This window comes from Bartonella gabonensis (genome assembly GCF_903679515.1).
Lineage (GTDB): Bacteria > Pseudomonadota > Alphaproteobacteria > Rhizobiales > Rhizobiaceae > Bartonella > Bartonella gabonensis.
The window spans coordinates 111802-129723 of record NZ_CAHOYM010000002.1; the positions used below are offsets into that span (position 1 = coordinate 111802).

The window sequence follows — 17922 nt, forward strand, 5'->3', positions numbered from 1 at the left end:
CAGTGATTTTACTAATCTCTGATTAAGGTCTTCATATATAGCTTTTTTACTTATAAAATTATTTTACAAACATATCATTCATTGCAATAAATTGCTCTAAAAAGGTTTATCATCTCATATATATTTTTGATATTTGTAACCCTGCAATTGAAGGTAAAAAAATCTCTGCCAATAGCTTTAACGAACCTGCCAATCAAAAAACTATTTGGTTTGTGCCTTTTCTTTCTCTCATTATGAAGATGGGCGGGTTACAATATAAAGGACAATAAGCAGCGAAAGTGTGGCAACCAATAAAGCAAGCCACAAAACAGGATGCGCTATGACGAGAAAAGATAAAAAACCAACTGCTATACTTATAATCGCCAAAATTTTAACAAATGTAGAAATAGCCTTTTTTTCTTCCCACTGCTTAATAGGTGGACCAAAGATGCGGTGATTATGCAACCAACGATGAAAATGCGGTGATGAGCGAGCGAAGCACCATGAAGCAATTAATAAAAATGGCACCGTTGGCATAATAGGTAATACTATACCGATAAAGGCTAATACAATCATTGCACAACCTGCTACATAATAGCAAATACACAAAGGGCAAGATATTTTAAATTTTTTTTTCATCCTTTCGTACTATTTTTCTCCATATAAGGTAACTCTACATATTTTCTTGCTTTTTTACATCATGCCTCACGCATATTACTTTATTCATCATTGTATTTTCAGTGACAACTTCTTCTAAAGCACAAAATAGCTTACGCAATATGATAATCATTTTAAATGGTTTCAAGAAATATAAATAAATTTTAAATATAAATAAATTTTCAGGAAAAGAAAAAATAAAAAGGCTGCAGAATAAATCAATGCAGCCTTTTAATTAAGAATGCAGCCTTGGGGGGGGGGGAGAAATACATACTGCATTCACGTGCTAGACATTAGGAGGAAAAATAACCTAGCGCTGTGCCTTTTATTTAAAACCAACATAAGAGACAATACATAAAAATGCATGGCTGATATGCATGAATTTTATTATCGTCAAGTTTCTTGGACTGTGTTTTGATGAAAGAAAATCATCGTGAAAATAGCAATAAAAATCAACGTTAAGATCAACACAATCGTAGAAGCAGAATCAGAGCCGATAAATAAGCTAAGATAAATCCCTAAAAAACCAGAAAAAGCTGCAACAAGTATCGCGATCATTAACATAAAAGAAAACCGTTTTGTGACAAGATAAGCAATTGCTCCTGGTGCTATCAGTAAAGAAATAACAAGCACAATACCAACAGCTTTCAAAGCTGCAACAATTGTCAGAGAAATCATCGTGAGAAGAGTATAATGGAGCAATGATACGCGCAACCCCATTGCACGACCTTGTACTGAATCAAAAATATACAGCATAAAATCACGCCATTTTGCTCCTAAAATAAAAGTAACAATGGCAGAAATGATTGCTGTCTGCGTAATATCAAGCCAATTAACACCCAACAGATTACCAAATAGAATATGATTTAAATCTAGGCTACTATAGATAGACGTTGCCAAAACAAGCCCTAAACCAAACATCGATGAAAAAACAACACCCATTACCGTATCCTGTTTGATACGACTATTGCTTCCTAAAAAACCTGTTGTAAGTGCACAAACCATACCCGCAACAAAAGCACCACAAGTAATCAAAGTCATTGTAATATTCTCTGGACGCATATGCTGAAACCAAGCAAATGGCAAAGAAGCTAAAAATACTATCACCCACGGTGTTGTCATATAACCAACAACAACACCTGGAAAAACTGCATGGGAAATGGCATCGCCTAACAGAGCCCATCTTTTCAAAATAAGAAAACAGGAAAGCATTGCCATTGGAACAGAAAGGATTATAACAATAAGCATGCCTTTAAGCATAAAAGAAAACTGGAAAGGGAGTAGTAATTGATCAATCATGATAACATCACACCTTTTTTTGCTGCATTTATCCGTAAACGCGCAGCAATATACCCGTGTTTAGGAGCAAAAATAAAAGCTAACATAAATAAGAATGCTTGAAAAAGAACGACAACACCGCCTGTTTGTGCATTCAAAAAATAACTCACATAGACACTTAATACGCTTGTGAATGTCCCAATTATAACTGCAATAACCAAGATATTCACAAAACGATCACTTAAAAGATAAGCTGTTGCCCCAGGGGTTACAACCAAACAAATAACCAAAAATGCTCCAACCGTTTGCATAGCAGCAACAGTACAAGCAGCAAGCAGTGTGAAAAAGAGAATCTTTAAAAACTTTACGTTCAATCCAATGGCACGTGCGTGTGTCTCATCAAATAAAGAAACAAGGAGATCTTTCCATTTCAAAAGCAATATAAGTAAAGAGAAAAAGCCAATAAAAGCCAATTGTATAATATCTGATGAACTCACGGCTAAAATATTTCCTAAAACAATCGTATCAATATTAACAGCCATTGGTTTTAATGATTTGAGAAATAATCCAAAAGCAAAAAAGGAAGAAAAAATGAGACCAATAATGGTATCTTCTTTAAGTTTTGTCCGCTGATTAAAAAACAGCATTGCTGCCGCAGCAAGCCCCCCAGAAAAAAAAGCGCCAAGTGAAAAAGGTAATCCTAAAAGGTAAGCTCCTGCTACGCCAGGAACGATCGAATGAGATAGTGCATCACCAATTAATGACCAACCTTTTAACATCAAAAAAGCTGAAAGAAAGGCACAAACACAGCCAACTAATCCAGAAACCCACATTGCATTCACCATATATTGATAGCTCAGTGGCTCAAGCAAAAAAGAAATCATGCAACGTGCTCCACTTTTTCAATATTCTCACAAACTGTAGATTGTTTTCTCTCCATGAAAACATTATTTTTTTTTGCGCCTTGAAGATCGAAAATATGGTGGTGCAAAGACCCTTCAAAAGTTTTCTCTAGATTTTCCTTTGTAAAGATTTTTTCTGTTAATCCAGAAGCTAAAACGGTTCCTTTTATTAAAACCGTATGATCACAAAATTCCGGAACAGAACCTAAATTGTGGGTAGAAACCAAGATCACTGCTCCTTCTTTACGCAGATCTTGTAACAAAGCAATAATTTTATCTTCTGTTGTAACATCAACTCCTGTAAACGGCTCATCTAATAAAATAGCTTTTGCTTTCTGTGCCAGAGCACGCGCCAGAAAAACACGCTTTTTCTGTCCACCAGAAAGTTCTCCAATCTGGCGCTTGGCAAAAGGCAACATATCCACGCGTTCTAAAGCAACACGCACAGCTTCATAATCCCGTGCCCGTGCATAACGAAAAAAGTTCATGTGACCATAACGTCCCATCAAGACAACATCTTCAACAAGAACAGGAAAATTCCAATCCACATCTTCACTTTGAGGAACATAAGCAATAAGTTTTTTTTTCAAAGCGACATCAACGGGCAAATCAAACATGCGAATTTTTCCCTTTGAGGGGCGTACAAAACCCATAATCGCTTTAAATAATGTTGATTTACCGGATCCATTCACGCCAACCAATGCGGTGATAGAGCCCTTTGGACTTTCAAAATTTACTTCGCGTAAAGCTGTATGTCCATTACGATAAGTTACAGTTACCCCTTGGGCAAATATTCCACATTCCGTCATTGGCTTTTTACTCCCTCTAATAAGGCTTTGCTAATACGTCCACTCGTGACACGTAATAAATCAATATAAGTGGGGACCTCACCATTTTTCTCACTTAGAGAATCAACATAGAGAACACCACCGTATTTAGCTCCTGTTTCTCTTGCGACTTGTTTAGCAGATGCTGGAGAAATTGTGCTCTCAGAAAAAATTGCATGAATATTGTATTTGCGAACCATATCAATAACATGCTTAACTTGCTGGGGTGTTCCTTGCTGATCGGCATTAATGGGCCATAAATAAAGTTCTTTTAGATCAAAATCGCGCGCTAAATAGCTAAATGCACCCTCACTGGTTACAAGCCAACGCTTATCTTGAGGAACTGCTGCCAATTCAGCTCTAATGGGATCAATGGTGGCGCGAATCTTCTGCTTATAAATTTCAGCATTTTCTTTATAAATAGCAGCATGTTCAGGATCATATTTTACAAAGGCATCGCGTATATTATCAACATAAATTAAAGCAGAAGTTGGTGACATCCATGCATGGGGATTTGGCTTACCACTAAAGGGACCCTCACCAATTGTAATGGGTACAATACCTTTTGAAACAACAACACTTGGAACATCCTTAATGTTTTGAAAAAACTTTTCAAACCAAAGTTCCAACTCTAATCCATTCCAAAATACAAGGTTAGCCCCTTGGGCACGCATAAGATCGCGTGGGGTGGGTTGATATTCATGAATTTCTGCACCTGGTTTTGTAATGGATTCAACATCAGCGGCATCACCTGCTACATTGCGTGCCATATCCGCAATAATGGTGAATGTCGTAACAGCTTTAAATTTACCAGCACATATAGCTAAATTTGGAGTAAAAAAAATAAAACTTCCCACAATTAGAGTAAAAATTTTTTTTATATTCATTAATTTTCTCTTTATTTTATTGCGAATGATTTGCATTATTATTTAGCAATAACAGTTATCTTCTGCATTTGCAATGAAGGATTTTTACAAAAATTAACTTTTCAAGCCCTTTAAAAACAATTCTTTTTCCTCTTGAAAATTCACCTTGAAAAAAAGCGGATGATTTTAAAGAAAAATTGCTTTGTTGTTTTGCAAAGCATTTTATAAAAAGCTGAGATATCTTTCCCATTTGTTGCTGGTAAGCTTATGTTTTATAGCGCTTTTTATCGCATAAAGCCTGTGTCTTTTCTGTAGTTGATTAATCAACATCTCATCCCAATGATAACATATTAATTTATAAGGATAACGTATCGTTTTATTGAGTTAATAACCTGAATATTATAGGGTTTTATCATTTTTAACTATGAAACAATGACTATCTTTTATTCGCTCCTTACAAGCAGAATGCACCTGTGAACACAAACGATAAAAAGGAATAAAAATCCTTTTTATGGACTTTCTCAAATACATGGGGTTGTCGGCTACATGGAAGCTAGAAAAGAGGAATTATGATGGACCTAATTTGCCCTTTATTAAGCATAAAGAGGATGATGCACAATAAACTTTAATCACACCATTCACGGATGCTGCCATGAAATAAACTTAGAAACACTGAAATATGTTTTTTAAAACAAACACATATTTGAAAAAATATTACGTTTAAAAACTTTATAAGCACTTCTCGCTTTTATCTGCTAAAATGGGAGTAAAATATTGCGTATATCTGTTGGATCTATCTCTGAAGCGAGAATACAGCTTCTTTAGAGGAGAATATCAAGATATAAAGTAAAAATCATCTTGCCTTTTTAATTTGGCTTTACGTAAAATGAATTTTGAAAACCCAAAGGGTTTTAGTCTATTAATGGTGGTTCTAATAGCTCAGGTTATTTACAAGTATTATGCAATTTATGCGCTTTTAAAAGCATCTCAAGCAATGCTTTTTAATTTATGGAATGTGTATTGCCCCATATTTTTATTTTTTTTATGGTTTCTAAACAAGCACTCCACTTTAAGGTACAAAAATAAATGATTTTGATTCATTCAAAGAAGATTTAAAAAATAAACCTTAAATATAGTGGGATCCCTTATTTAAGATAAAAAATTATCATTATCAATGAATGGATTATCATAAAACTTTTTTTCAAAAGGACTCTATAGGCTTCGAATCTTAAAAAAATAAAGGAACACTCAAAAATGCTCCTATCTTTATAAAAATCATTCGAAAAGACTCAATGACGAAGATAAGCGCCTGTCATTTTAGTGACATTTTCTATTACTTTTGCAGCAATTTCTTCTAGGTCTTTATCGGTCAAAGTGCGTTCAATCGGTTGAATAACAATCTCAATAGCAATAGATTTTTTATCTTCACCAAAGCTTTGATCTTCAAAAAGATCAAAAATCTGTACGGAGTGAATAAGTTTTTTATCGACTCCCTGAGCAGCACGAACAATAAGAGAAGAAGCAATCGCCTTATCAACGATAAATGCAAAATCACGCCGCACCATTTGAAATGGCGATAATTTCAAAGGAGGACGGCTTTTTGTTGTTTTTTTCTTTGGTTCTGGAATTTGATCTAGAAAAATTTCAAAGCCGCATAAAAGACCATTGATATCTAATTTTTCTAAGGTTGCTGGATGAAGAACACCAAAAAAACCAAGAATAATCTTTGATCCAAGTTTTATGACTCCTGAACGGCCTGGATGATACCAATCGGGGGCGCTAACTTCAATTTGTACTTTTTCAACATCTATATCGCATGCTTCTAAAACAGCTAAAGCATCTGCTTTGGCATCAAAAACATCAACAGCTGTAGCATTTCCATTCCAAAAACGCCCAGCTCCTTCAAATTGCTCTGTGCCACGACGAATCCCACTCACAACACGTCGTTGCTTATCTGGGATATCGCCTTCATAAATGCTGGAAACTTCAAACAAAGCAAGATCGGAAAAACCACGATCAGCATTTCTTTGCGCTGCCATAAGCAAACCAGGTAAAAGAGAAGGGCGCATCACTGACATATCAGCGGCAATAGGATTGACCAATTTAAGCTGTGCTTGACCTCCCCCAAAAGCAAGAGCCTGATTTTCAGAGATAAAAGACCACGTTACCGCTTCTTTCATACCGCGATGTGCTAAAGCCAAACGGGTAGCCCGTGAACGAATTTGCGCGCATGTTAAAACTTGATCTTTTGCTTCTGTGAAGTTTTCCAAAGGAATAGGTTTAATTTTATCTAACCCATAAATTCTCATGATTTCTTCCACCAAATCGGCTTTACCCATAATATCAGGGCGCCATGATGGTACTTTTACTGTAACGACATCTCCTTTTCCCTCAACGCAAAATCCAAGTTTCGTTAAAATAGAGATGACTTTTTCAGGCTCTATTTCCAAACTTGTTAAACGTTTAATTTCAGAAAAAGGAAAAGCGATCTGTTTGGTTTCTTGTTGCTGATAGCCAACAATTTTCGCCTTAGATATCTCGCCACCACAAAGACGTAAGACCAATTCTGTTGCAATCTCAAGCCCTGTTCCCATAAAAGCCGGATCAACACCCCGTTCAAACCGATAACGTGCATCACTGATAAGACCTAATGTTCGCCCTGTTTGTGCGATGCTTTGCGCATCCCAAAGCGCTGATTCAATAATAACGCGCCGCGTCGTCTCATCACAGCTTGTTCTCTCACCACCCATGATACCAGCAATGGAAACAACACTCTCTTCATCGGCAATAACACAATCTTTCATATCTAAATTATAGGTTTTTCCATTCAGTGCTTGAAGCTTTTCACCTTCATGGGCGCAGCGTACATACAAATTGCCTTTAATCTTATCCGCATCAAAAACATGGAGCGGATGACCAAGGTCAAAACTGATGTAATTGGTCATATCAACAAGAGCATTAATCGGTCTCAAACCAATTGCATTCAAACGTTGTTGCATCCACTGTGGTGAAGCGCCATTTTGCACATTACGCACTTCACGCCAAGCAAAACCTAAGCATAACGATCTGCTGGACGAGAAATCCAAAGAAACATCAAGTGGTGTTTCAAAGGTAACATCGAATTGTGATAAGGATAATTCTTTTAATTTTCCCATTCCTGCAGCAGCAAGATCACGGGCAATGCCGCGAACACCTGTGCAATCAGAACGATTGGGAGTCAAGACAAGATCAATGATTGGATCATCTAGACCAGCATAAGCTGCAAATGTCCCTCCAATAGGTGCATCTTCTGGAAGTTCGATAATCCCATAATGTTCACCTGATAATTCAAGCTCGGACGATGAACACATCATTCCAAAACTTTCAACACCGCGGATTTTTCCTATCGATAGCGTTACATCAAGTCCTGGTACATAAGTCCCTGGTAGCGCAAGGACACCAACAAGCCCTGCACGTGCATTTGGTGCCCCACAGATAACTTGTAGAGGTGTACCAGAGCCTGTATCGACTGATAAAATCTGAAGTTTATCTGCATCAGGATGTTTTTCTGCCGTTAAAACTTTTGCAATCACAAATCCTTTTAAAGAAGATCGATCATCAACGTGATCAACCTCAAGGCCTATAGATGTTAGTTTTTCACAAATTTCATTTAAAGATGCATCTGTCTCTAAGTGATCTTTTAACCACGACAAAGTAAATTTCATTTTAAAAACCTCACATGAAAGCGATGATAAGATCACACATTTCTATTAGGAAAAAAAGCAGGCATATCAAAGCAGCGAAAGCCATAATGGTCTAACCAACGTAGATCGGCATCAAAAAAAGCCCGTAAATCAGGCATACCGTATTTCAACATGGCAATGCGATCAATGCCCATACCCCATGCAAAACCTTGATATTCATCGGGATCTAAGCCAACATTTTTCAACACATGAGGATGCACCATTCCGCATCCTAAAATTTCCAACCAATCCTGTCCTTCTCCAAATTTTACTTCTGAACCAGAGCGATCACATTGAATATCCACTTCCATAGATGGTTCTGTAAAAGGGAAAAAAGAGGGACGAAAACGCATTTTTACTGAAGAAACTTCAAAAAATTCTTTACAAAAGGTTTCATGCAGCCACATCATATGGGCAATGGTGGAGGTTTTATCAATGACAAGACCTTCGACCTGATGAAACATGGGCGAATGCGTTGCATCCGAATCCATACGGTAAGTTTTCCCAGGAATAATGATCCGTATCGGTGCTTGTTGTTTTTCTAGTGTGCGAATTTGTACAGGTGAGGTATGGGTGCGCAATAATTTGCGTTCTCCCATTTTATCAACATCAAAAAAGAAGGTATCATGCATTTCGCGCGCTGGATGACCTTCAGGAAAATTCAATGCCGTAAAATTGTAATAATCTGTTTCAATATCTGGTCCTTCTGCAAGAGAAAAACCCAACTTCGTATAAATGGCGATAATTTCCTCAATCACTTGTGAAATAGGATGAATACGCCCCCGTTCCATAGGCGAAGAGCGAACAGGCAAGCTAACATCAACTGTTTCACGAGAAAGACGGATATCCATGGCTTGTCTTTTCAAAAGATCACGCTTTTGCGCCCATAAATCTAAAATGCGATTTTTTAACCCATTAAGAACCGGACCAATTTTTTTGCGCTCGCTAGCCTCCATCTTTCCTAATGCTTTTAATTTTTCAGAGATGCTGCCTTTTTTACCCAATGCTGCAATACGCACTGTTTCAAGTGCCTGTTCATCACCCGCAGCTTCTAAGGCTAAACAAATTTCTTGTTCCAGACGCTCAATATCGTTCATATTTTTGCCTATTTTTTTAATAAAAAAACCCGCACTCGCAATAGCCAGCACGGGACCTCGAATAAATAAATGCTTAAGAGAACACGACTGGCTTACTTGACAGCGCCTTCAAAAGCATTAGGTGTTGTATCTTTTAAATATTCTAAAGCTTTTTTTGCCGAAGCGACTAAAGCAGAAAATGCTTCCGCCTCATAGATTGCTATATCTGAAAGAACTTTACGATCAACTTCAATACCGGCTTTTGATAAGCCATCAATAAAACGTCCATAAGTTAAACCTTCTGCACGAACAGCTGCGTTGATTCTCTGAATCCACAACGCACGGAAAGTACGCTTTCTATTTTTGCGGTCACGATAAGCGTATTGTTTTGAACGATCAACCGCTGCCTTCGCTGCACGAATAGTATTTTTACGACGACCGTAAAATCCTTCAGCTTGTTTAAGAACTTTTTTGTGCTTAGCGTGTGCTGTCACACCTCTTTTCACACGTGCCATATTATAATCTCCTCAAAATCAAAAGCGTAAGGTTTAATGACCATTCGGCAAATAATGCTGAATGACTTTTTTAGCATCTTGTTCACACAAAACCATTGTTCCACGTGCATCGCGAATAAATTTATTCGAACGCTTAATCATGCCGTGGCGCTTACCGGCAGCTCCTACTTTAATTTTGCCTGACGCAGTGATTTTAAACCGCTTTTTAGCGGATGATTTGGTCTTCATCTTGGGCATTTTGCTACTCCATACATTAATTGATTTAATCAAATATCTTATTCACTCAAGCGGACCAACACTTGAATAAGCATTTAAACAGCCACGGCATGCCCTGCCGGACGGTTCTTAGAGACATTTTCATAAGCTAGTATACACAAAATAGCAAGACCATATTACAAAAAAATCGGCGCTCCATTGCCTTGAACTTCAACCAAAGGTGCTGGAATTGCATTCGTTTTAATTGCTGCTTTACAGAGATCGGCAATAATGCATTGGGTACATTGTGTTTTACGTGCTTGACAAATATAGCGTCCATGTAAAATCAGCCAATGATGTGCATGACGAAGGTAATGAATTGGTATAATTTTTAATAATTTTTTCTCAACAATCTCTGGTGTTTTGCCAGGTGCCAAACCAAGACGATTGCTTAAGCGAAAAATATGTGTATCGATCGCCAATGTAGGCTGACCAAAAGCAACATTCAAAACGACATTCGCTGTTTTGCGCCCCACACCTGGAAGAGCCATAAGTGCTTCACGCGTATCAGGCACTTGACCGCCATATTGTTCAATTAAACAGTTACAAAGAGCATAAACATTGCGTGCTTTTGCACGCCAAAGACCAATTGAACGGATATGATGAGCTATTTCTTCTTCTCCTAATGCAACCATTTTTTCCGGTTGATCAGCAAGGCGAAAGAGTTCTTTAGTGGCTTTATTAACGCTTACATCTGTCGCTTGAGCTGAAAGAACAACGGCAACCAAAAGTGTAAAAATATTTATATAGTTAAGATCACTCTTAGGTGTCGGGCGTTGTACAGAAAAACGGTGAAATATCTCTGCAATTTCATCTTTATTATATAATATACCAGATAAATTTCGTACCTTTGATAATTTTATGGTATTTCGAGGTGTTTTTATGTTACTTTGGGGCATTGAACTCTCTTAATCTTCTCTCTTGAAGTTATCATTCACGCTCGCCATATGAGAAGAATGTAGCGAACACTTTATATAGAGTTTGGTCAAGTAAAGCCGCTTTAAAGAGGATACTCATGAATGACACATGTGACGCCTTTCTCTAATCCTTTCCTTTTAGGATTTGAAACCGTAGAAAAAATATTACAACGTATCGGTAAAGCTGATGAGGCTTACCCAGCCTATAATATTGAACGTTTACATAAAAACGATGATGCAAATCATATCCGGATAACTTTAGCTGTTGCTGGATTTAAGATTGATCATCTTAATATTTTACTCGATGATAATCAATTGGTTATTCATGGTAAACAAACAGACAATCAAAATCATCAATATTTATATCGCGGTATAGCTGCGCGTCAATTCCAACGGATCTTTGTCCTTGCGGAAGGGATGAATGTCACAAATGCAGAGTTGAAAAATGGTCTTTTATCAATTAATCTGTATCAACCAAAATTAAAAAAAGAAATAAAACAGATTCCAATTAAAGTCCGTAGTGGTGAGTCATAAAAATTAAGGCGTAAAGGAATAGTGAAATGGGAGACCATAAACAAAACTTATCGTTTCAGAATACGTCCTACTCTGATGCGGGACAGGTTGCTTATTTAAAAAAGGTTTGTACAGATGATCTGGCTAAAAGCTTTCCAGATCTTCCACCCATGACCCCAGGTATTACTATATGGGCGCTTTTTGGTGAAACCGGTTATCCTATCATTTTATCGGATGAACGCTCTATTGCCCTTGCTGGAGCCAATGAACATGAACTCCAAATTGTAACGCTGCATTAGATTGCGCTTTACGAGAAAGAACTTAAACTCTTTATAAATTCTATCCGTTTTTTCTCAGTTAAAGGGTGTTAGGCTATTTAGCGGTATTGTTGGATTTTTGCTTTTTTTTTATTGGTGAGGGTGTGCGGTGTCTTGGTATTGTGTGGGGGGCTTAAAAGGGTTGGTATTCTTCTGCAATGTGCGTCATCATTCAATAAAATATTGATGATTATTCATAATTATTTTTTTTCAACTGGAATGAAAGTCCTGAAAATCATGAGATTCTCTCGTTTAAGGTTCGCTTATTAAGTTTTATTGATTGATGGGGCCGTATATTACGCACGGCCTAGTGATGAAATAGGCTAGAGCGTATTGAGAGATCCTTCTTTGAAACGCGTATGTGAATTTGGTAGGACAAATGTATTTTGTTGGAGTATTCTGTTTTTCGTGAGGGGCGTGACTTCATTGAAAAATGTGAAAAACAAAAGCATGAGGTAATGTGTTATCATTATTTAAGATATCGCTATGGATGCTTTTGAAGGGTGTAAAGCTGAAGTGTAAGGACATGGTAAGTTTTTATACCATGAGGCTTTCATATTCTTTATCAATTATCCTATCCTCTTATTCCAGAAATTACGCAAATAGATTGATGCAATATACGCACTAAATCTGGCATATAAAAATCTAGAATAGTTTGTCTCAAATGTGCAGTTACGCTGGGATTAGATAGTGAGTTATAGGTAATAGCAAAATAAAAGCTTTATGACTTTATAGGTAAGCTTATGTAGGGCTTTTAATTTTGTGCATCAAATGCTTCAGTACAAGGTATTTTTCTTTTTTGAATATTAAAGCTCTTGTCTTTATAGTGAAGTTGCAGCACAACAAGCAAAATGGAATTATTTGAGGGGAAAAAATAATGCCTTCTTACCGTTCAAGAATATCGACACACGGGCGTAATATGGCAGGAGCTCGCGGTCTTTGGCGTGCAACAGGGATGAAAGATGCGGATTTTGGTAAACCCATTATTGCGATTGCGAATTCTTTTACGCAATTTGTACCAGGGCATGTTCATTTAAAAGATCTTGGACAATTGGTTGTACAACAGATAGCCATTGCCGGTGGTGTTGCAAAAGAGTTTAACACCATTGCTATAGATGATGGAATTGCGATGGGGCATGATGGGATGCTTTATTCTTTGCCCTCACGTGAAATTATTGCTGACTCTGTAGAGTATATGGTCAACGCCCACTGTGCGGATGCTCTTGTCTGTATTTCTAATTGTGACAAAATTACACCAGGAATGTTAATGGCTGCTTTACGGTTGAATATTCCAACAATTTTTGTTTCAGGCGGTCCTATGGAAGCCGGTAAAATTAAATGGAAAGACCAAGATTTAAGGGTTGATTTGGTTGATGCGATGGTCGCTGCCGCTTCAGAACTGAATTCAGAAGAAGAAGTTGCTGAAATGGAGCGTGCGGCTTGTCCTACATGTGGGTCTTGTTCAGGAATGTTTACGGCCAATTCCATGAATTGCTTAACGGAAGCTTTGGGGCTTTCGCTTCCCGGCAATGGATCAGTGCTTGCAACACATGAAGATCGACGGATGCTTTTTGAAGAAGCTGGAAGGCAGATTGTTGCATTGACCAAGCGTTATTATGAAAAAGATGATGAAACAGTTTTGCCACGCTCTATTGCTTCACGCAAGGCTTTTGAAAATGCTATGACCGTTGATATTGCCATGGGGGGATCAACCAATACAGTATTGCATCTTTTAGCAGCGGCGCAAGAAGGTGAGGTGGATTTTACTATGACGGATATTGATCACCTTTCACGTCGTGTTCCTGTTTTATGCAAGGTTGCTCCTGCTGTTGCGAATGTCCATATGGAAGATGTTCATCGCGCGGGTGGTATTATGGGGCTTTTAGGCGAATTGGATGCAGCGGGACTCATTGATACATCAACTTATACGGTTCACGCAAAAACCATGAAAGAAGCTCTTGATCATTGGGATGTAAAACAGACACATGAACCAGCTGTTCATAAATTTTATCGTGCTGCTCCAGGTGGTATTCCAACACAAACAGCCTTTAGCCAATCTTGTCGCTATGAGACTCTTGATCTTGATCGTGAAAAAGGTGTGATTCGCGATAGGGAACACGCTTATTCACAAGATGGAGGATTGGCAGTTCTTTATGGAAATCTTGCCAAAGATGGCTGTATTGTAAAAACAGCAGGTGTTGATCAATCAATTTTGACCTTTAGAGGTCCAACAAGAATTTTTGAAAGCCAAGATTCAGCTGTTTTAGCAATCTTAAATGATAAAATTAAAACAGGTGAAATTGTTTTAATTCGTTATGAAGGACCACGCGGGGGACCTGGAATGCAAGAAATGCTTTATCCAACGAGTTATCTCAAATCTAAAGGATTGGGCAAAGTTTGTGCACTTGTGACAGATGGGCGTTTTTCAGGGGGAAGCTCAGGGCTCTCGATAGGCCATATTTCACCAGAGGCAGCTGAAGGAGGAGAAATTGCGTTGGTGGAAGAAGGAGATATCATAGAAATTGATATTCCAAATCGTAGTATTCATATGTTGGTTGATGATGTTGAGATGAAGCAGCGTCGTGCTAAAATGGAAGAAAAAGGAAAAGATGCTTGGCAACCGGTTGAGAAGCGTCAGCGCAAAGTTTCAAAGGCTCTCAAAGCCTATGCTGCGATGACAACATCTGCTGCAAAGGGTGCAGTTCGTAATATTTGATGAGATGAAGGACGCGTCTTATAAAAAAGTTAAAGAAAGAGTGCTATGATTTTTTGCACAATATTCTAAGCAGATTATTTTATGAATTTACGAGCTTATCATAATATTTCAAGTCATGATGCGTATGATTAAAAAACATAAATATGATTTAGAAGCTGCTGCAGATTTTTCGTTTTAGCAACTAACTATATAAGATAGATGAAGATGGGTATTGATTACTTTGCACATCATTTTCTAATTTTGTAGGAGATTGCAACCTCTTGTTGTGTGTCTTGTAAAAGATATTGACTGTACTGGTGATATTATCATGTTATGTCGTAAAACACCGTTATTGAGGGCTATGATATAAAACGGACTTCAACATTAAGTATTTTTAGTGTGTGGAAATATTTTTAAAAAAAGCTTGTCGATTCTTTATTTTAAGTGAATCATATGACTGTAAATCAAGGGAAAGCTTCTAAAATCTGGACTATTTTCAGACCAGATTCAAAAAGAACATCTATTTTTTTTATAAGGGATTATTCTTTTCAAGCTGTTTGAGTTGATAAAGTGCTTCTAAAGCTTGTTTAGGGGAGAGCTCATCGGGGTGAATATTTCTTAAAGCTTCGTGAAGTATATCATGTTTGTTTCTCTCTTCGTTGAGGGGGGAGGTTGCCTTAAGAGAAAAGAGCGGTAAATCATCAATGAGTTTATGTCCTTTTCCAGCCATTTCACCTTGTTCTAATTGATGGAGAACATCTGTCGCTCGTGTAATAACGGCTGAAGGAAGCCCAGCAAGCTTTGCAACTTGTACACCGTAGGATCGGTCGGCGGCTCCTGGTGTGACTTCATGAAGAAAAACCACATCACCATCCCAATTTTTGACTTTCATGGTTACATTATGCAGTCTGTCAAGTTTTTCAGTCAGTGCTGTCATTTCATGAAAATGGGTAGCAAGAATAGCCCGACAATGGTTAACTTCATGGAGATATTCAACGGCAGCCCAAGCAATGGAAAGCCCATCAAAGGTTGATGTTCCACGTCCTATTTCATCAAGAATAACAAGGGAATGGTGGCTAGCATGATTGAGAATCGTTGCTGTTTCAACCATTTCCATCATAAAAGTTGAGCGCCCTCGTGCAAGATCATCGGAAGCACCAACCCGACTAAACAGGCGATCAACGACGCCAATATGTGCTGAAGCCGCTGGAACAAAGGATCCCATTTGCGCCATAATAGCAATGAGAGCATTTTGCCGCAAAAAGGTTGATTTTCCTCCCATATTAGGCCCTGTCAAAAGCCAAATTGCTGCATATTGCTGATTTTCTTGTACAGAGAGATCACAATTATTGGCAACAAAAGGTTCTGCAGCTTGTTTTCGGAGTGCTTGCTCAACGACAGGATGGCGTCCTGCGGTGATATGAAAGGTCAGTGAATGATCAATTTTAGGGCGACAATATCCTTGTTCTTCAGCAAGATGTGCTAAAGCGACAGAAACATCTAAAATAGCAAGTGATTCAGCGGCTTTACGGATAAAATCAACTTGTTCGATAATTTCTTGAACAAGAGTATCAAAGATTTCCAGTTCAAGTGTCAATGCGTGGTTGGCAGCATGAGCAATACGACTTTCAAGATCAGCAAGCTCTGTCGTCGTAAAACGCATAGCGTTTGCCATTGTTTGCCGATGAATAAAGCGTGCTTTAGCTTGTGGATTATTTGTAATGGAAGATGCTTGTATACTGGTGACTTCAATGAAATAGCCTAGAATATTATTATGCTTTATTTTAAGCGTTTTAATATCTGTTTCTTGGGCATATTGTGCTTGAAGTTCAGCAATGACACGGCGTGATTCATCACGTAAAGCACGCATTTCATCGAGTTCTTGATGATAACTTGAACGAATAAAACCACCATCACGTTTAAGCAGTGGGAGGTCATCGGCTAACGCTTGTTCTAAATGGCAATGTAAAGCAACGGGTAGATTTGAAAACACCTGTTGTACATCACTTATTTCTTGGGGCAAGAGCTCATTATTAAGAAGCTGATGAATTTCACGCATGATTTCAAAGCCGCGCTGAATCGTTGCCATATCACGGGGACCTCCTCGCCCAAGAGCCAAACGTGAAACAGCGCGGGGCATATCTGGTCCGCCTTTTAAAGTGAGTTTTATCGCTTCTGCAAGAGAAGGGTTACGGAGAAAAAAATCGATAGAATCCAAACGCGTATCAATAGCTGAAGGGGTGGTAAGAGGAGCAATAAGGCGGTCGATAAGAAGGCGAGATCCTCCTCCTGTTACAGTGCGATCAATAGCTTTTAATAAGCTTCCATCCCGTTGACCTGATGTCGTTCGAATAAGCTCAAGGCTTAGTCTGGTTGCGGCATCAATAAAAATGGTAGCACTTTCATTTTGGCGCTCAGGTTGCATGAGGGGAGGACGATGCGTGATTTGTGTTTTTTCGATATAACGAATAGCTGCTACGATGGCAGAGAGTTCGCAGCGTGAATAATCGGCAACACCTTCAAGCGTTGAAAGTTTAAAATAAGTACAAATATCGCGTTCAGCGGTAAGGGTATCAAAGAGACAAGCCGGTTGAGGTGAAACGATACGATCAAGAACATTAAAAAGTGATTTATAAGATTTATCATAAAAAAAGGAATCGGCAACAATGATTTCTTGTGGGTCCACACGCATAATATCTGCTAAAAGTTTTTCTTGGCGGCTTTCTGTTACACGAAATATACCTGTTGAGATATCAATCCAAGAAAGGGCAAATTCTTCTCCATCACCAGTTTTTATACGCGAAAGTGTCATAAAATAATTTGCGCGTGTTGGATCAAGGAGTTTTTCTTCTGTTATTGTTCCAGGGGTGACAAGGCGCACAACATCACGTCGAACAACAGATTTTGAGCCCCGTTTTTTTGCCTTAGCAGGATCTTCTGTTTGTTCACAAACAGCAACACGATAACCACAAGCAATCAGTTTTTGCAAATAATCATCTGCAGCATGAACGGGAACACCACACATAGGAATATCTTGCCCTAAATGTTTTCCGCGTGCTGTGAGTGTGATTCCCAAAGCCTGGGCTGCTTCAATTGCATCATTAAAAAAGAGTTCATAAAAATCCCCCATTCGGTAAAAAAGAAGGGAATCATGATGGACGGCTTTGATTTCTATATATTGCTCCATCATCGGTGTAGGACGTTCTTGAGAGGAAGCAGAGAGGGAAGTAGGCTGTGGAATTAAATTATTTTTATGATCGTTTTTTTTATCCATTTTTACGTGGTCTGTTCCTTTTCAGTGAAGCTTTTACTCTTTTTTGTTTACTTCGATATTTATTTAATCTCTAAATTGAAACGCATCCTCAGATTTGCTAAGGCAAAGAATAACAATTTCTAACATATG

General features: G+C 38.1%; 14 protein-coding genes. 3 read left to right on the forward strand and 11 right to left on the reverse strand.

Annotated elements, in window-relative coordinates; translation table 11 throughout:
- Nucleotides 1-231: 231 nt before the first annotated feature.
- The 10 genes from HWX04_RS01155 to nth form a co-directional block, all read right to left on the reverse strand.
- Nucleotides 232-618, reverse strand: coding sequence for a YbaN family protein (locus HWX04_RS01155; protein ID WP_175868411.1), 387 nt, complete (start codon nucleotides 616-618; stop codon nucleotides 232-234).
- 411 nt (nucleotides 619-1029) lie between these two features.
- A complete protein-coding gene (locus HWX04_RS01160) occupies nucleotides 1030-1935 on the reverse strand; it encodes a metal ABC transporter permease (RefSeq protein ID WP_175868412.1) in 906 nt (301 codons plus the stop codon).
- Nucleotides 1932-2798 (reverse strand): metal ABC transporter permease, encoded by an 867-nt coding sequence (locus HWX04_RS01165; RefSeq protein WP_175868413.1) that lies wholly within the window; start codon nucleotides 2796-2798, stop codon nucleotides 1932-1934. Before HWX04_RS01165 ends, HWX04_RS01160 begins: the two co-directional genes overlap by 4 nt.
- Complete coding sequence (locus HWX04_RS01170) at nucleotides 2795-3625, reverse strand: manganese/iron ABC transporter ATP-binding protein (protein ID WP_175868414.1); 831 nt, start codon at nucleotides 3623-3625, stop codon at nucleotides 2795-2797. The genes HWX04_RS01165 and HWX04_RS01170 overlap by 4 nt, the downstream gene beginning before the upstream one ends.
- Nucleotides 3622-4530: a metal ABC transporter substrate-binding protein gene (locus tag HWX04_RS01175; protein ID WP_175868415.1), complete on the reverse strand. Its 909-nt coding sequence runs from the start codon at nucleotides 4528-4530 to the stop codon at nucleotides 3622-3624. The genes HWX04_RS01170 and HWX04_RS01175 overlap by 4 nt, the downstream gene beginning before the upstream one ends.
- 1268 nt (nucleotides 4531-5798) lie before the next feature.
- Nucleotides 5799-8249, reverse strand: coding sequence for a phenylalanine--tRNA ligase subunit beta (gene pheT / locus HWX04_RS01180; protein ID WP_343037553.1), 2451 nt, complete (start codon nucleotides 8247-8249; stop codon nucleotides 5799-5801).
- Nucleotides 8246-9328 carry a phenylalanine--tRNA ligase subunit alpha gene (pheS, locus tag HWX04_RS01185; protein ID WP_175868417.1) on the reverse strand — a complete coding sequence of 361 codons (1083 nt, stop codon included), beginning with the start codon at nucleotides 9326-9328 and terminating at the stop codon, nucleotides 8246-8248. The genes pheT and pheS overlap by 4 nt, the downstream gene beginning before the upstream one ends.
- A gap of 92 nt (nucleotides 9329-9420) precedes the next feature.
- On the reverse strand, nucleotides 9421-9822 hold the full coding sequence (rplT, locus tag HWX04_RS01190) for a 50S ribosomal protein L20 (RefSeq protein ID WP_012230420.1): 402 nt from the start codon (nucleotides 9820-9822) through the stop codon (nucleotides 9421-9423).
- Nucleotides 9823-9855: 33 nt separating this feature from the next.
- Nucleotides 9856-10059 carry a 50S ribosomal protein L35 gene (rpmI, locus tag HWX04_RS01195; RefSeq protein ID WP_175868418.1) on the reverse strand — a complete coding sequence of 68 codons (204 nt, stop codon included), beginning with the start codon at nucleotides 10057-10059 and terminating at the stop codon, nucleotides 9856-9858.
- Between the two features lie 155 nt (nucleotides 10060-10214).
- Nucleotides 10215-10976 (reverse strand): endonuclease III, encoded by a 762-nt coding sequence (gene nth / locus HWX04_RS01200; protein WP_175868419.1) that lies wholly within the window; start codon nucleotides 10974-10976, stop codon nucleotides 10215-10217.
- Nucleotides 10977-11096: 120 nt separating this feature from the next.
- Between nth and HWX04_RS01205 the strand changes: the two genes are divergently transcribed.
- The 3 genes from HWX04_RS01205 to ilvD all read left to right on the forward strand — a co-directional run bounded on the left by HWX04_RS01205 (nucleotide 11097) and on the right by ilvD (nucleotide 14540).
- Nucleotides 11097-11528 (forward strand): Hsp20 family protein, encoded by a 432-nt coding sequence (locus HWX04_RS01205; protein ID WP_175868420.1) that lies wholly within the window; start codon nucleotides 11097-11099, stop codon nucleotides 11526-11528.
- A gap of 26 nt (nucleotides 11529-11554) precedes the next feature.
- Nucleotides 11555-11806: a BQ00720 family protein gene (locus HWX04_RS01210; RefSeq protein WP_175868421.1), complete on the forward strand. Its 252-nt coding sequence runs from the start codon at nucleotides 11555-11557 to the stop codon at nucleotides 11804-11806.
- 895 nt (nucleotides 11807-12701) lie between these two features.
- Entirely contained in the window at nucleotides 12702-14540 is a 1839-nt protein-coding gene (gene ilvD / locus HWX04_RS01215; protein ID WP_175868422.1) for a dihydroxy-acid dehydratase, read from the forward strand.
- A gap of 508 nt (nucleotides 14541-15048) precedes the next feature.
- On the opposite strand, the gene mutS is transcribed toward ilvD, so the two are convergent.
- A complete protein-coding gene (gene mutS / locus HWX04_RS01220; RefSeq protein ID WP_175868423.1) occupies nucleotides 15049-17793 on the reverse strand; it encodes a DNA mismatch repair protein MutS in 2745 nt (914 codons plus the stop codon).
- Between the last annotated feature and the right edge of the window lie 129 nt (nucleotides 17794-17922).

Bases quoted from the DNA above. Each gene is read 5' to 3' on its own strand.
- HWX04_RS01155 (WP_175868411.1), bottom strand. From the start codon at position 618: ATGAAAAAAAAATTTAAAATATCTTGCCCTTTGTGTATTTGCTATTAT.
- HWX04_RS01160 (WP_175868412.1), bottom strand. From the start codon at position 1,935: ATGATTGATCAATTACTACTCCCTTTCCAGTTTTCTTTTATGCTTAAA.
- HWX04_RS01165 (WP_175868413.1), bottom strand. From the start codon at position 2,798: ATGATTTCTTTTTTGCTTGAGCCACTGAGCTATCAATATATGGTGAAT.
- HWX04_RS01170 (WP_175868414.1), bottom strand. From the start codon at position 3,625: ATGACGGAATGTGGAATATTTGCCCAAGGGGTAACTGTAACTTATCGT.
- HWX04_RS01175 (WP_175868415.1), bottom strand. From the start codon at position 4,530: ATGAATATAAAAAAAATTTTTACTCTAATTGTGGGAAGTTTTATTTTT.
- pheS (WP_175868417.1), bottom strand. From the start codon at position 9,328: ATGAACGATATTGAGCGTCTGGAACAAGAAATTTGTTTAGCCTTAGAA.
- rplT (WP_012230420.1), bottom strand. From the start codon at position 9,822: ATGGCACGTGTGAAAAGAGGTGTGACAGCACACGCTAAGCACAAAAAA.
- rpmI (WP_175868418.1), bottom strand. From the start codon at position 10,059: ATGCCCAAGATGAAGACCAAATCATCCGCTAAAAAGCGGTTTAAAATC.
- nth (WP_175868419.1), bottom strand. From the start codon at position 10,976: ATGCCCCAAAGTAACATAAAAACACCTCGAAATACCATAAAATTATCA.
- HWX04_RS01205 (WP_175868420.1), top strand. From the start codon at position 11,097: ATGACACATGTGACGCCTTTCTCTAATCCTTTCCTTTTAGGATTTGAA.
- HWX04_RS01210 (WP_175868421.1), top strand. From the start codon at position 11,555: ATGGGAGACCATAAACAAAACTTATCGTTTCAGAATACGTCCTACTCT.
- ilvD (WP_175868422.1), top strand. From the start codon at position 12,702: ATGCCTTCTTACCGTTCAAGAATATCGACACACGGGCGTAATATGGCA.
- mutS (WP_175868423.1), bottom strand. From the start codon at position 17,793: ATGGATAAAAAAAACGATCATAAAAATAATTTAATTCCACAGCCTACT.